This window comes from Lysinibacillus sp. G1-3, from assembly GCF_056322905.1.
Genome location: NZ_JBWHYQ010000001.1, coordinates 134,386 through 150,284, shown reverse-complemented (window position 1 = coordinate 150,284; position 15,899 = coordinate 134,386). Strand labels below are relative to the sequence as shown.

13 protein-coding genes are annotated in these 15,899 nt (G+C 40.1%); 1 reads left to right on the top strand and 12 read right to left on the bottom strand.

All coding sequences use genetic code 11. The annotated features are described in order from the left end of the window. Positions 1-513: 513 nt before the first annotated feature. Positions 514-2,043 (top strand): cardiolipin synthase, encoded by a 1,530-nt coding sequence (locus ACVYAD_RS00695; RefSeq protein WP_476423952.1) that lies wholly within the window; start codon positions 514-516, stop codon positions 2,041-2,043. Positions 2,044-2,468: 425 nt separating this feature from the next. Here ACVYAD_RS00695 and pyrE read toward each other — a convergent pair whose 3' ends face one another. From pyrE to lspA, 12 genes are all read right to left on the bottom strand, one after another. Continuing rightward, the gene (gene pyrE / locus ACVYAD_RS00690) at positions 2,469-3,098 is read right to left on the bottom strand and encodes an orotate phosphoribosyltransferase (RefSeq protein ID WP_427415724.1); all 630 of its coding nucleotides are present in this window, start codon (positions 3,096-3,098) and stop codon (positions 2,469-2,471) included. Between the two features lie 2 nt (positions 3,099-3,100). Continuing rightward, positions 3,101-3,805, bottom strand: a complete 705-nt coding sequence (pyrF, locus tag ACVYAD_RS00685) for an orotidine-5'-phosphate decarboxylase (protein ID WP_476423951.1) — start codon at positions 3,803-3,805, stop codon at positions 3,101-3,103. Then, positions 3,802-4,716, bottom strand: coding sequence for a dihydroorotate dehydrogenase (locus ACVYAD_RS00680; protein WP_197141797.1), 915 nt, complete (start codon positions 4,714-4,716; stop codon positions 3,802-3,804). The genes pyrF and ACVYAD_RS00680 overlap by 4 nt, the downstream gene beginning before the upstream one ends. Then, on the bottom strand, positions 4,713-5,486 hold the full coding sequence (locus tag ACVYAD_RS00675; protein ID WP_476423949.1) for a dihydroorotate dehydrogenase electron transfer subunit: 774 nt from the start codon (positions 5,484-5,486) through the stop codon (positions 4,713-4,715). The genes ACVYAD_RS00680 and ACVYAD_RS00675 overlap by 4 nt, the downstream gene beginning before the upstream one ends. Before the next feature lies 1 nt (position 5,487). Next, positions 5,488-8,685, bottom strand: a complete 3,198-nt coding sequence (carB, locus tag ACVYAD_RS00670) for a carbamoyl-phosphate synthase large subunit (RefSeq protein WP_476423948.1) — start codon at positions 8,683-8,685, stop codon at positions 5,488-5,490. Next, positions 8,678-9,778: a carbamoyl phosphate synthase small subunit gene (locus tag ACVYAD_RS00665; RefSeq protein ID WP_349658901.1), complete on the bottom strand. Its 1,101-nt coding sequence runs from the start codon at positions 9,776-9,778 to the stop codon at positions 8,678-8,680. Before ACVYAD_RS00665 ends, carB begins: the two co-directional genes overlap by 8 nt. Continuing rightward, entirely contained in the window at positions 9,778-11,055 is a 1,278-nt protein-coding gene (locus tag ACVYAD_RS00660) for a dihydroorotase (protein ID WP_476423946.1), read from the bottom strand. The genes ACVYAD_RS00665 and ACVYAD_RS00660 overlap by 1 nt, the downstream gene beginning before the upstream one ends. Position 11,056: 1 nt before the next feature. Continuing rightward, the gene (locus ACVYAD_RS00655) at positions 11,057-11,935 is read right to left on the bottom strand and encodes an aspartate carbamoyltransferase catalytic subunit (RefSeq protein ID WP_349658903.1); all 879 of its coding nucleotides are present in this window, start codon (positions 11,933-11,935) and stop codon (positions 11,057-11,059) included. Positions 11,936-12,117: 182 nt separating this feature from the next. Beyond that, positions 12,118-13,428 (bottom strand): solute carrier family 23 protein, encoded by a 1,311-nt coding sequence (locus ACVYAD_RS00650; protein ID WP_349658904.1) that lies wholly within the window; start codon positions 13,426-13,428, stop codon positions 12,118-12,120. A gap of 19 nt (positions 13,429-13,447) precedes the next feature. Next, on the bottom strand, positions 13,448-13,990 hold the full coding sequence (gene pyrR, locus ACVYAD_RS00645; protein ID WP_349658905.1) for a bifunctional pyr operon transcriptional regulator/uracil phosphoribosyltransferase PyrR: 543 nt from the start codon (positions 13,988-13,990) through the stop codon (positions 13,448-13,450). A 243-nt stretch (positions 13,991-14,233) separates the two neighbouring features. Then, a complete protein-coding gene (locus ACVYAD_RS00640; RefSeq protein ID WP_349658906.1) occupies positions 14,234-15,145 on the bottom strand; it encodes an RluA family pseudouridine synthase in 912 nt (303 codons plus the stop codon). After that, the gene (gene lspA / locus ACVYAD_RS00635; protein ID WP_349658907.1) at positions 15,142-15,621 is read right to left on the bottom strand and encodes a signal peptidase II; all 480 of its coding nucleotides are present in this window, start codon (positions 15,619-15,621) and stop codon (positions 15,142-15,144) included. Before lspA ends, ACVYAD_RS00640 begins: the two co-directional genes overlap by 4 nt. Positions 15,622-15,899 lie beyond the last annotated feature (278 nt).

Below are 15,899 nucleotides of genomic sequence, written 5' to 3'. Positions count from 1 at the left end.
ATCCAATTTCTCAAGTGATTTTTTTACGGACTTCTTCTTAATTTTTTTATGTAATAAATAAATAATTTCTTTGTATAAAAATAGATTTTAATTCTGATTCCGTTTTAATTTGATGAAAATAAAACTTTACTATCCCTAGCGCAAAGATTATTTTTCTTGCCCCTTAAGATAAACCAAGTTCAACATTTTGAAACAGCCTTATTAATATTTGGCTTCTTTTTATCGTGATTGTCCTTTTAAACGCTGACTACATTTTCATGTTCCCGGGCCCGCCCAAGAATCAAGAAGGAAACTTCCTATATTAAGTAATTTCGTAGATCCTATTTTAATACTTGAGGATTAATTCTCGTTATTTTAGCGATATGATTCGCTCATAACACTTAAAACGTAACAAGACACGTTGGCGTAGAAATGTCTCTATTGTAAAAAAAAAGAAAACATTTTATCATGAAGCTATTAACGTACAACTTTCTCTTGATTATATGTAAGAAAGAATAGGTGAAATGTATACATATGAAAAATCGCGTTGTCCAATTGCTATTTGTATTTTCAATAGCAGCAATTATGCTCATATTTTTAAATAAGTCCATTATTCCTTTATCTACCTTAATCGGCTTACTATGGCCTATCACACTTATTGGGATTGCCTTCATTATTTTTATTGAAAATCGTTCCCCGCAAAGTACATTGGCTTGGTTTTTAGTATTAACCATTCTCCCTGTTATCGGTTTACTTCTGTACTTACTATTCGGAAGAAGTCGCTGGAGAAGAAAGAAACATTTATCTCGTTCAGAAGAAAAAAGAAAGTTATTCCGCGAACTTTTAGCAGGAAGAAGTTTTAATTTAGAACCCTCTTGCCCTTTAAATGAACGATCCACCTATTTAGCACAAGTTATCCAAAAATTTGGCGGCGGTCCTCTTGCTAATGAGACAGCAACAAAACTCTTAACAAACGGAGATGAAACATTTACTGAAATCCTACAAGCGATTGAAAATGCTACACATCATATTCATATTCAATACTATATTTATCGATCAGATGAAATCGGCACTTCAATTCGAGATGCCTTAATAAGAAAAGCAAATTCTGGTGTGATCATACGCTTTCTTTACGATGGACTTGGAAGTAGTAAATTACGTAGGAGTTTCTTACAACCAATGAAAGACGCCGGAATTGAAGTAGTCGAGTTTGATTCTATTCTTTCACCTTGGCTATTAGAAACCGTCAATTATCGTAACCACCGTAAAATTGTTATTGTAGATGGGGCAATTGGGTTTACAGGTGGACTTAATGTCGGGGATGAATATCTTAGTCGATCGAAGAAATTTCCTATTTGGCGTGATAGCCATTTAAAAATAGAAGGAAGAGCATTATATAAGCTGCAGGCCATTTTCCTAGAAGATTATCTCTATGCCACTAGTAGTTTAAATACTGAGTCTTGGAATCACTTTATGAACAGCACGTACTTTCCAAGTCAAAAATTACATCAAGCAGAAGGTGCCGTACAAATCGTTGCGAGTGGACCTAGCTCAGAAGATACAAATATTCGAAATGCTTTATTGAAAATTATGGGCTCTGCTCAAAAGTCTATTTGGATTGCTACTCCATACTTCATTCCTGATCAGGAAACATTAACATTATTACGTTTGAGCGCACTTTCCGGCGTAGATGTCCGTATTTTATATCCTGGAAAAGGCGATAGCATCATTAGTGATCAAGCATCCCAATCATACTTTACACCACTATTAAAAGTAGGTGTCTCCATTTACCGCCTTAATGATGCGTTTATGCATGCAAAGATTGTTCTTGTTGATGATGAAGTTGCAACAATTGGTACAGCAAATATGGATATTCGTAGTTTTGAGCTTAATTATGAACTCATTGCAGTCTTATATGAAACTAAAACAGTTCTAGATATTAAAAATGATTTTGAACAAGATTTTAAAGACTCCATTGAAATTACATGGGCGTCATTTCAAAAGCGAAGTATTCAAAAACGCATGCTTGAATCTCTTATGCGACTCATTTCTCCGCTACTGTAAATTTAAAAGGATTCACACACAGTTTTGTGTATGAATCCTTTTTCGCTCTTTGGGCGGTGGATGTCGATAAAAATGAAAAGTTGGGTGATAAACTTCAAAATTTGGTCGATAATTCTTGAAAGTGTTTCGATAAAACTAAATTAATGATCAACATCAACAATGCGCCTAGCCTAGCGGAAATCAACCCCTCGTTTTGATCAAGGACTAACTTTATTTAACAGGACACCTTAATTTCAATAGCGTTTCAACAAATGAAAGAGGCTGGGACACAAGGATTTAGCCAATGAAAAACCCGAACTATATCACGAAACGCTCAGCCTGTGTTTCGTAATTGTTCGGGTTTTCTGTTTATATTCATTGCTAATTTAAAAATTATACGTTTTTCATAAAGTACAAATTAGTTATGTCCCAGCCACTTTTTTTCATTAAAGCTCGCCTGCTTTTAACTTTCCATGCCAGTCTTTTAGGAATGGAATATCTTCTTCTTGAATAGCACCTGATTCATTTGCTGCTTCAATTAAATAATCGAAATTTGTTAGCGATACATATTGAATGCCTGCCTCTTCAAATGCTTGTTCAGCACGTGGCAGATTGTATGTGTAGACACATACAACGCCTAGTACTTCACAGCCTGCTGCGCGTAAGGCTTCTACAGCTGTAATCGATGAGCCGCCTGTAGAAACGATATCTTCTACTACTACGACTTTTTGACCTGCTGCGTATTTTCCTTCGATTTGGTTACCACGGCCATGCTCTTTTGCTTTAGAGCGTACATAAACCATCGGTAAATCTAAAATATCACTTACCCAAGCGGCATGTGGAATGCCTGCTGTTGCTGTACCTGCTACGATTTCTGTTGGTCCAAAGTTTTCTTTAATAAGAGATGCTAGACCGTTTGCTAATTGCTTACGAATTACAGGGTCAGAAATTGTTAGGCGTGTGTCACAGTAAATTGGGGATTTAATGCCTGATGCCCATGTGAATAGTTCTGTTGGATTTAGTTCGACTGCGCCTACTTTTAACATTGCGTGTGCGATTTCATTTTGTAATGTCATATTTATGCCTCCCATAATTCATTTACGATTTTATATGCTGCTACTGGATCTTGTGCACCTGTAACGGCGCGCCCAACGACTATTAACGAAGAACCGTCACGTTTTGCGCCGTCTGGTGTTGCGATGCGCTTTTGATCGTGTGCGTCGCCACCCGCTAATCGAATACCAGGTGTCACACGTAAAAAATCTTCACCGCACACTTCAGCAATCGCTTGTGCTTCATGTACGGAGCAGACAACACCATTTAAGCCAGCCTGTTTGGTTAAGCTTGCGTAATGTAATACAGATTCCTGTAGAGATAAAGCAATTTTTTGCTCTGCTTGCATTTGCTCTTCTGTTGTAGAAGTCAGCTGTGTTACAGCAATTAATGCCGCACGTTCACGCCCTGTAGGAGTACCCGCTTCAAGCCCCTCAAGTGCTGCCTCCATCATCGGACGTCCGCCTGCCGCATGAACGTTGACTAAATCTACCCCTAATTTTGCTAGACCCTTCATAGCAGAGCCCACTGTATTAGGAATATCGTGTAGCTTTAAATCAAGGAAAATATCATGACCTAGATCTTTTACTTTACGGACAATATCTGGGCCTTCCTGCATATATAATTCCATACCAATTTTCACGAAAAGAGGCTCATTAAAATGTTTTAGAAAGTTAACTACTTCTGTTTCTCCAGGGAAATCTAGTGCAAGTATTGGTTTTGTATTCATGAACGGTGGCTCCTTCCGATAATTTCTGAAATATGCTCTACTCCTAATTGATCGAGCTTTGCTGGTAGTTCATCAATTATAGTTGGACAAACGAAATGATCCACAAAGTTTGCTGTTCCTACAGCAACTGCAGATGCGCCGGCCGACATAAAGTCTATAACATCCTGTGCTTCTGACACGCCACCCATCCCAATTATCGGAATATTGACAGCCTTATACACCTCATAGACCATACGAATCGCCACTGGCTTTACGGCAGGACCTGATAAGCCGCCTGTACCATTGGCAATCACTGGCTTACCTGTACGCTCGTCTAAACGCATACCGATTAGTGTATTAATCATTGTAATGCCATCTGCACCACCCGCTTCAACAGCTTGTGCAATTTCTACGATATTCGTTACGTTAGGAGACAATTTCACGTATACAGGCACTTCAGAAACAGCTTTGACAGCTGCCACTAGCTCACGTGCAGTTGCAGGGTCTGTACCAAATTGAATACCACCACATTTAACGTTCGGGCAAGAAATGTTAAGCTCAAGTGCTTTCACATTAGATGCAGTAGAAATGCGTTGCGCTACTTCTACGTAGTCAGCTGTCTCTGTACCAGCAACATTTGCAATAATTGGCACATCATATGCTTCTAGAAACTTTAATTCTTCGTTCATTACTTTTTCGATGCCGGGATTTTGTAAACCAATGGCATTCAACATCCCTGCCGCTGTTTCTGCGACACGTGGAGTTGGATTGCCAGGACGTGTTTCCACAGTCGTAGCTTTAATCATAATAGCGCCAAGCTTAGATAAATCATAAAGCTGTGCATATTCACGTCCAAAGCCAAAGCAGCCGGAAGCTGGCATTATTGGATTTTTTAAATCTAAACCTGGTAATTGAATGTTTAAACGACTCATAATGCCACCGTACCTTTCGGGAAAACTGGACCGTCAGAGCATACTTTGACATAGTCTTTTGCTACTTGGTCTGTTGTTTTACATACACAAGCGAAACAAGCACCGATACCGCAGCCCATACGCTCTTCAAATGATAAATAACCTTCTTTTTCTGGATAGAAGCCTTCAAGTGCTTTTAACATAGGTAGAGGACCGCAAGAATAAAAGACATCAAACTCCGGTGCTCGAGACTCTAAAACATTTGTCACAAAGCCTTTAGTTCCTTTAGAGCCGTCAACCGTTACATAATGCGTTTCTCCAAGGGCACTGAATTCTTCCTCATAGAAGCATACATCTTCCGTTTGAAAGCCAAGGACATGAATTGTTTTTACACCACGTGCGTTCAATTGCTTGGAAAGCTCGTGTAATGGAGGTACTCCGATTCCTCCACCAACTAGTAGGGCTGTGCCTCCCTCTTTTACTGCTTCTACCGGGAACCCATTACCGATCGGACCAAGGACATTGACAAGCTGCCCTTCACGATTTGTCGCTAAAACTTGAGTTCCGCGACCTTCCGCGCGATAAATCATTGTAAATTCGTTGTTGTCTTTATCTATGTTTGCAATACTAATTGGTCGACGTAAAAGCGGCTCCATTGAATCTGACACCTTTACATGGACAAACTGGCCAGGTGTCATATCCTGAACCAGTTCTCCACGAAGTGTCAATTCGAAAATGTTTGTCGCAATTTGCTTTTGAGAGACGACCGTCATTTTCTCTTGACGAATCATATTAATGTACTACCTCCGCTTTTGGCATATGTTCTGCTGTGAATGTCATCGATTCAATAACACGGACCATCGCTTCTGCTGTGTCTAATGAAGTTAAACAAGGTACGCCGTTTTCTACAGACTCGCGGCGAATTCGGAAGCCATCACGTGCCGGTTGCTTCCCTTTCGTTAATGTGTTGACAACAAGCTGTGCCTCACCGTTTTGAATTAAATCGATTAAAGTTTCACCTTTTGCACCGATTTTGCCAACTACATCTGTGCGTACGCCAGCAGCTTCAAACGCTTGAGCTGTACCTTCAGTAGCGACAATACGATAGCCTACTGTTGAGAAGCGTTTTGCAAGTGCAATTGCTTCTTCTTTATCTTTATCGGACACTGTGAACAATACTGTTCCTTCAGTGCGAATTTCCATACCTGCTGCAACTAAGCCTTTGTATAGTGCTTTTTCTAATGTTGCATCTTTACCCATTACTTCACCTGTTGATTTCATTTCAGGGCCTAGTGTAATGTCAACACGGCGTAATTTAGCGAATGAGAATACTGGTACTTTTACGAAGACACCATTTTGCTCTGGCGCTAAGCCTGTTGGATAGCCTTGTTCTACGATTGATTTCCCAAGAATCGCTTTCGTTGCAATATTCGCCATCGGAATGTTAGTAATTTTACTTAAGAACGGTACTGTACGAGATGAACGCGGGTTCACCTCGATGACAAACACTTCGCCTTTTGAAATAACATATTGAATGTTCATTAAGCCTATGATGCCCAGACCTTTTGCAAGGCGAGTTGTATAATCCACTAGCGTATCTTTTTGCGCTTGTGTTAATTTTTGTGGAGGGTATACAGAGATAGAGTCACCAGAGTGAACCCCTGCACGCTCGATATGCTCCATAATACCTGGGATTAATACATTTTCACCGTCACAAATGGCATCTACTTCGATTTCTTGACCAGTTAAGTAGCGGTCTACTAATACTGGATGATCTGGAGATGCTTCTACCGCGTTCTCCATATAGTGTTTTAATTCCTCTTGGTTGTAGACAATTTCCATCGCACGACCACCTAGCACGTATGAAGGACGAACTAGTACAGGGAAGCCTAGACGTTCACTAATCGCAAGAGCTTCCTCCGTAGATACAGCTGTTTGACCTAGTGGCTGTGGAATGTCCAAGTCACGTAATGCTTGCTCGAATTTGTCTCGATTTTCTGCACGGTCGATATCTTCAAGTGTTGTACCTAGGATTTTCACACCATTAGCAGCTAATTTATCAGCTAGATTAATAGCTGTTTGACCACCGAATTGTACAACTACACCAATTGGTTGCTCCAGGTCGATAATATGCATTACATCTTCGATTGTTAATGGCTCGAAGTATAATTTATCTGAAATCGAGAAGTCCGTTGATACTGTTTCTGGATTCGAGTTTATAATAATTGCTTCGTAGCCTGCTTCTTGGATTGCCCATACTGAGTGTACTGTTGCGTAGTCGAACTCTACCCCTTGACCAATGCGGATTGGACCTGAGCCAAGTACCACTACTGATGGCTTATCAGATTTAATCGATTCATTTTCATCTTCATATGTGCCATAGAAGTATGGTGTTTCAGATTCAAACTCCGCTGCACAAGTATCAACCATTTTATATACAGGGATAATGCCATTTTCTTTACGGTATGCATAAATTTCTTCTGGTGTTGTTTCCCAAAGCTCGGCAATTTTCTTATCTGCAAAGCCTAGACGTTTTGCTGTACGCATCACTTCTTTATCGTTTTTATTGTCAGCAAGTGTTTGCTCCATATCTACGATGTTTTTGAATTTATTTAAGAAGAACAAGTCAATGGCAGACCATTCATGGATTTGCTCAATTGTTACACCGCGACGAAGTGCTTCACCGATGAAGAATAGACGCTCGTCACCTGCTTTACGGATACGCTTTTCAATCCAAGAATCCGTGTTTTCTTCTGCATGTTTCAGCTCTAAGTGAACTTGGCCTGTTTCAAGAGAGCGCACTGCTTTTAGCATAGCTTCTTCAAATGTACGACCAAGTGCCATTACTTCACCAGTCGCTTTCATTTGTGTACCAAGATTACGCTTTGCTGATTCGAATTTATCGAATGGCCAGCGTGGAATTTTTGCCACGATATAGTCTAGAGCTGGCTCGAAGCAAGCATACGTAGAACCTGTAACAGGATTTTTGATTTCATCTAATGTTAAACCAACTGCGATTTTTGCTGCTAGCTTAGCAATTGGGTAACCTGTTGCTTTTGACGCTAATGCTGATGAACGTGATACACGAGGGTTTACTTCGATCACATAATAACTGAAGCTATATGGATCAAGAGCTAACTGTACGTTACAGCCACCTTCGATTTTCAGTGCACGGATAATATCTAAAGAGATATTACGTAGCATTTGGTTTTCACGATCTGAAAGTGTTTGTGTAGGTGCTACTACAATTGAGTCACCTGTATGAATCCCAACTGGGTCAACGTTTTCCATGTTACATACAACGATGGCGTTGTCAGCAGCATCACGCATTACTTCATATTCAATCTCTTTATAACCAGCAATCGATTTTTCTAGTAAACATTGTGTTACTGGTGAATATTTTAGACCAGATGTAACGATTTCCTCTAGATCTTGGTCGTTGTAGCAAATACCGCCGCCTGTACCACCAAGTGTGAAGGCAGGACGAACAATTACTGGGTAACCAATTTTCGCTACAAAGTTTTTCGCTTCGTCTAAGTTATGGATAATATCTGATTCAGGTACTGGAGCACCTAGCTCATACATTAAATTACGGAAAAGATCGCGGTCTTCCGCTTTATGGATAGCTTCTAATTTTGTACCAAGAATTTCAATATTAAGCTCATCTAAAATTCCTGATTTATCTAATTCGATGGCCATGTTTAAACCAGTTTGACCACCAAGTGTTGGTAGGATGGCATCTGGACGCTCTTTACGTAGAATTCTTGATACAAACTCAAGTGTAATTGGCTCAATATATACTTTGTCTGCAATTTCTGTATCTGTCATAATTGTTGCAGGGTTTGAGTTTATTAAAATAACGTGGTAACCTTCTTCTTTTAAAGAAAGACAAGCTTGTGTTCCTGCGTAGTCAAATTCTGCTGCTTGTCCGATCACGATTGGACCTGATCCGATTACTAAAATAGTTTTAATATCTGTACGTTTAGGCATGTTGTTTCCCCTTCCCTGCTTCTACTTCCATCATTTCGATAAATTCATCAAATAAGTGATTTGAATCCTCTGGACCTGGTGATGCTTCTGGGTGATATTGCACTGTGAAGACTGGATATTTCTTGTGACGTACACCTTCACAAGTACCATCATTTAATGCGATATGTGTAATTTCTAAATCTGTATCTTTTAATGAATCGATGTCGATTGCATAACCATGATTTTGAGATGTTAAGTCTGTACGGCCTGTGCGTAAATCTTTTACTGGATGGTTACCACCACGGTGACCGAATGGTAGTTTATAGCTTCGCGCACCGCATGCTAGCGAGAAGATTTGGTGACCTAAGCAAATACCGAACATTGGCACTTTTCCGATTAAATTGCGTACTGTTTCAACGCTTTCTGCTACATCTTCAGGGTTACCTGGACCGTTTGACAGCATAATGCCATCTGGAAGCCACGCTAAAATTTCTTCTGCTGAAGTATTGTAAGGGACAACGAGTACGTCGCAATCACGTTTGTTTAACTCACGAAGAATACCGTGCTTCATACCATAGTCAATTAATACGACGCGTTTGCCACGACCAGGTGATGGGTAAGCTGCTTTCGGTGATACTTCACGAACATGATGTGTAATCTCAGGTGTTACCTGTAATTTCGCTACGATTTCATCTACATTCACTTCTTCATCAGCCGCTGTTAAAATAGCTTTTACTGAACCTTTACTGCGAATAATGCGTGTTAATTTTCGTGTATCGATTCCTTCAATCCCTGGGATATCCTTGGATGTTAAGTACTCATCTACTGTTAAGTCACAGCGGAAGTTTGAAGGTGTTTTTGCTAATTCACGGACTACAAATCCACGAATAGCTGGTGAGATTGATTCAAAATCATCACGGTTAATACCGTAATTACCGATTAAAGGGTAAGTTAACGTTACAATTTGTCCGTAGAATGAAGGATCTGAAATTGTTTCCTGATAACCTGTCATCCCTGTTGTGAATACAACCTCACCTTGTGAAGCGCGCTCACTACCGAACGCTGTACCTGTAAATACTGTGCCATCTTCTAAAATAAGTAAACGTTTTTTCATTACTCTACCTCCTGGTATACGATATTGCCTTCAAAAATTGTAAGGACCGGCCATCCTTTTGCTGTCCAACCATTGAATGGTGTATTGCGTCCTTTTGATACAAAGCCTTCTGCATCAATTGTTTGCTCTTTATTTAAATCTATTAAAATCATATCTGCTGAAGCTCCAACTTCTAATGTGCCATATGGTAGATCAAAAATTTGAGCTGCCTTTACAGACATCCAGTCAATCAACTGTTTTAAAGTCCATTTTCCGGTTTCTACAAACTGCGTGTAAAGCAGTGGGAATGCTGTTTCGAAGCCTACAATGCCAAATGGTGCACCAACCATACCACAGCATTTTTCTTCTACTGTATGTGGAGCATGGTCTGTAGCGATACAATCGATCGTGCCGTCTAGCAGCGCTGCGTGAAGTGAGTCTTTATCATCAATTCCACGTATCGGAGGATTCATTTTCCAGTTTGCATCATCCGATGGAATATCCATTTCTTCAAGTAATAAATGGTGTGGGCAAACTTCTGCTGTGACACGTATTCCTGCTGCTTTCGCATCTCGTACTGCACGTACAGATTCCTTCGTTGATACGTGACATACGTGGTAGCGTGCTCCAGCTGCTTCTGCCAGTAGAACATCTCGGGCAATTTGAACGGATTCACAAATCGATGGAATTCCTGGTAAACCAAGCTCTTTATTACGTTTTCCTTCATGCATTACGCCGTCGTAAATTAATGAGTTATCTTCACAGTGTGCGACAACAACCACATCGTGCTGTGCTGCATCCTTCATTTGCTCATACATTGTTGATGCAAGTTGGATCCCAACACCATCATCTGAAAATGCGACTGCTCCATGTGCTTTTAATTCTTCAATATTTGTACGAACCTCACCTGAGATGTCCCTTGTTAATGAGCCGTATGGAAGTACTCGAATTGCTGCACTTTCTTTAATAAGACCGTTAATTAGCTGCATATTTTCTACTGAATCTGGCACTGGTTTTGTATTTGGCATCGCGCAAATTGTTGTGAAGCCGCCTTTTGCTGCTGATGCTGAACCTGTAGCAATTGTTTCTTTATGTTCAAAGCCCGGCTCACGTAAATGTGTGTGAACATCCACAAAGCCTGGTGCAACAACTAAACCATTTCCTTCGATTACTTCTGCGCCTGCTACAGTTACATTTTGACCTATTTCAGTAATTTTGCCGTCTACCATCGCGATATTTACTGTTTGTAGCTCGCCTTGTTCATTTACCATTTGTACATTTTGAAGAACTTTTGTCATGTTACTCTCTCCCCTTTAAAATTGTTTCTACAATAGCCATTCGTGTATAAACACCATTTCGAACTTGCTCGAAAATTCTAGAACGCTCGCATTCTACTAGCTCCGAAGCAATTTCTACATCACGATTGACCGGTGCTGGATGCATGATAATTGCCTTTTCTTTCATTTGTTTCTCACGTTCAACTGTTAAACCGTACTCTTCATGATAGCCCTCTTTTGAGAAGCTTTTATTTACTTTATGACGTTCATGCTGCACACGAAGTAACATAATCACATCGCTTATTTCGATTAAATCATCCCAAGAATGATGCGCTTCGAAACTTCCTTGCCACTCTTCCGGACAAAGGAAATGAACATTTGCCCCTAGTCGTTGTAACGCTAACGCATTCGATTTCGCTACACGGCTATGGCATATATCTCCAGCGATTGTCACATTTAACCCTTCAAAAGAACCAAACTCTTTTTTGATTGTATAAAGATCTAATAGTGATTGAGACGGATGCTGACCAGTGCCGTCACCTCCGTTAATAATTGACACATCGATGCCTTCAAGTAGTTCATTGTAATACGCATCTTCCTTTGCGCGAATGACTACTGCGTCTATACCAATCATTTCTAACGTCTTTACCGTATCGTACAATGTCTCTCCTTTAGAGACGCTCGAAAAGCTACCGTCAAACGGGATAACGGTACAGCCAACTTTGCGCTCTGCCATTTCAAAGCTTGTTTTCGTGCGCGTACTTGGTTCAAAAAATAAATTTGCAACGTTGTATGGGCGAGATAACGATGATGCCTCACCATTCTCAAAGGCTTGCGCACGATCTAGAATGTGGTTAATTTCTTCAATTGTTAAATGTTCCATCGATAATAAGTTCTTCATTGTAACCTCCGTAGGGTGTGTTTCATGAACGTTATGAAACGTTTTCTAAAATAAAAGCCCCGTTGATGTCATCAACGAGGCATAAGGAGGCGCGACAAACTACAGCAGGATCCATTCCTACTTTTAGACTGTCTACAACTTCCCTTTTTTTGCCTCTCTGGACAATTCATTAAAAGGTACTTTTATGAATTTTTATTTTGATTGTACGGTATTGGTATATCCGCTTCTTTTTTACCTGGTAGGATGGCATTTAAAAGAACACCGATAATCGCTGCTAATGCCATACCTTCGATACTTAGTGATTCTGAAACAACGAACTTCGCACCACCGATACCGATGACCAAAATAACTGAGGCGATGACCAAGTTACGACTATTACCAAAGTCGATATGGTTATCCACTAACATTCGTAATCCACTTGCTGCAATTATACCGAAGAGTAAGATGGAAACCCCACCAAGTACAGCTGTTGGAATTGTTGCAATAACTGCCATTGCTTTCCCGAAGAATGACAGTAAAATGGCTACGACTGCTGCACCTGCAATGACATACACACTGTAAACTCGAGTGATCGCAAGGACACCGATATTTTCACCGTAAGTTGTTTTCGGCGGACCACCGATTAGTGCACTAATAAATGTACCAAGACCGTCCCCTAATAACGAACGATGTAAGCCTGGCTCTTTAATATAATCTCGATTGACCACTTTACCTAATACTAACTGGTGACCAATATGCTCGGAAATCGTTACGATAACGATTGGCACCATTGTTAGGAGCAGCGTTGTTGTGATTTCAAACTCATAGTGCACACCTGGGATTAAGAAGTCAGGTAGTGCAAAGAAATCAGCTTTCGCAATTGGTGAGTAATCAACTATGTCGATCATCATTGAGTAAACATATCCTACGATTAAGCCAATTAAGATTGGCATTGTGCTTAAAATGCCTTTAAAGGCAATCGTGAAAATAATGGCTGTAAATAAAGTCACTAGCGCTGCTGAGAAGTGTAAAAAGTTATATTTCCCATCTACATTCATCGCCATATTGACCGCTGTCCCTGATAGTCCAAGACCTATTACCATAATGACAGGGCCCACCACAATTGGTGGTAAAATTTTCATAATCCATTTATAGCCGCTTTTCCAGATGATAAGGGATACGATGCCATATGTAATCCCTACTGCCATAGCACCAATCATTGCATGACCAGGATTTACACTGGAACCATCTTTATTTAAGCCACCTGCCGCTAGTAAAATCGGCGCAATAAAGGCAAATGATGATCCTAAATAAGCAGGTACTTGAAATTTCGTAATTAATAAGAAGAACAGTGTAGCAATCCCACTCGTTAATAGAGCAATCGCTGGACTAAGACCAACCAACTGAGGAACTAAGATCGTTGACCCAAACATGGCGAACATGTGCTGGAAACTTAATGTCACTAGTTGGACTGGGGTCGGTTTATCTTTAACATCTAATACTGCATTTGACATAATGTTTCCTCACTTTAAGTTAGTCTTCTTTATAAATAATGACGCAATCTTCTCCGTCTACTTCTTGTAAATTTACGACTATACGTTCAGCTCCAGATGTCGGAACATTTTTACCAACATAATCAGCTCTTATTGGTAGCTCTCTATGCCCTCTGTCGATCAGTACTGCAAGTTGAATTTGACCTGGTCTCCCTAGATCCATCACTGCATCTAGCGCTGCGCGTACTGTTCGTCCCGTATAGAGTACATCATCGACTAAAATAATTTTTTGATTGACGACCTCATAATCGATATCGACTTGCTCAACATGTGCCTGTTCATTATCATGCTTTGTCGTTAAATCATCTCGATAGAGAGTGATGTCAAGCTCCCCCGTACGGATTGGTTTGCCTTCAATTTTTTCAATCCGTTCTGCTAGGCGTCTTGCAAGATAGGCACCTCGCGTTTTAATACCAACTAAAATACATTCGTCGATCCCTTTATTGCGTTCAATAATTTCGTGTGCTATGCGCGTTAACGCTCTTGCCATAGATGGTCCATCTAATAACTCATTTTGTGCCATGTAAGTTTCCTCCTCTCTTCTATCTATTATTGGGTCATGTGTCCATAAAAAAACCTCTCGAGGCGAATAGCCTGAGAGGGTTATATACGTGTTTAAATAGCGTGTCAAAAAAAATTTGCAGCACAAATTTTTCGCAACACTTTCACATGTACCTTCTCAGCCTCTCTGGACTGCCATTAAAGGTGAATATTTAGTTAAGTTGTTCATTCACTTTTGTTAGTATAGACCTTCTTTACCTATACGTCAATGCTTATTTCTTAAATCTAGTAATAATTGTTCATAATCAGCAGGAAGTTGCGCTTCGAACTGCAAATATTCACCTGATGTAGGATGATCGAAGCCTAATACACCCGCATGTAATACTTGTCCACCAAAGTCGATCGTCTTTTTCGGTCCATATTTCGGGTCACCAACAAGTGGAAATCCAATATAATTCATATGGACACGAATTTGGTGCGTGCGTCCTGTTTCTAAACGACATTCTAGTAATGAATAGTCGCCAAAGCGTTCGATAACTTGGAAGTGGGTTACTGCATGCTTACCTTTGTCGACAACTGCTTGTTTTTGACGATCTTTTTGATCTCGACCAATAGGTGCATCAATTGTTCCTTTATCATGTGCAATATGCCCGTGAACGAGCGCAGTATATTTACGTGTCACTGTTTTATTGACTAGCTGATTCACTAACGATTCATGAGCTGCATCATTTTTAGCCACCATCAATAATCCTGATGTATCTTTATCAATACGATGCACAATTCCCGGACGCATAATGCCATTGATACCCGATAAATCCTTACAATGGTACATTAAACCATTAACGAGTGTACCCGTCATATGTCCAGGCGCTGGATGGACAACCATGCCCTTTGGTTTATTCACAACAAGGACATCCGCATCTTCATAAACAATATCAAGATCTAAGTTTTCAGCAATGACATCTAATGGCTCCGCTTCAGGTACATCGATTTCTACAACATCCCCTACTTTTACCTTATACTTCGCCTTTACAGTCTCTCCATTTACTTTAATAATACCATCAGTAATCCAATTACCAATTTGTGTACGCGACCACTCTGATTGCACACTCGAAAGCGCCTTATCAATGCGCTCTCCCTTTTGTTGTTCTTCCATTGTATATGATACTTGCGTCATTTTTTCACCTGTTTCTTTCCTTTTTTATCTTCCATTATTATGCCAATCATTAATATTACTACCGCCATTGTTAAAGCTGCATCCGCAATATTAAAGATCGGGAAATCATAATTAATTACTGGAATTAATACACTTACAAAATCGACCACTTCACCTCTAAATATACGGTCAATAAAATTCCCTATAGCTCCGCCTAATAAAAACATTAGGCCAACTTGAAAAATCGGTTTACCTTTAGCCTCTTTATGATAAAAGTATAGAATGGCACAAATAACACCTATCGTGACAATGCTAAATAACCACATTTGGCCTTCTAACATTCCCCATGCTGCTCCTCTATTTCGATGAGACAATATCCCAAACCATGGATCCCATACTGAAATTCGTTCACCAAACTCCATATTTTTCACAATCAGCCACTTTGTCCATTGATCTAAAAGAATCACGAATGCGGCTAATCCATAATATTTATACACAGACACTCCTCCGTTCGCTCAACATCTAACCTATTCTACCATAACAGCCCATCTCAGAATAACTAATATAGCATGAAAATATAGGTCATCACCATATTGTAGGGTTGATTTTTGCTTGGATTTGGGTGTGCTTTCCGTAGTTTCGACTGTTCTTTCCGTCGCTCTAGCAGTTTTATCCGTCACTTCAGCTGCTTTATCCGTCACTCTGGCTGTTCTTTCCGTCGACCGGTCTTCTTTCCGTCACTTCGGCTGTTTTATCCGTCGCTTCAACTCTTCTT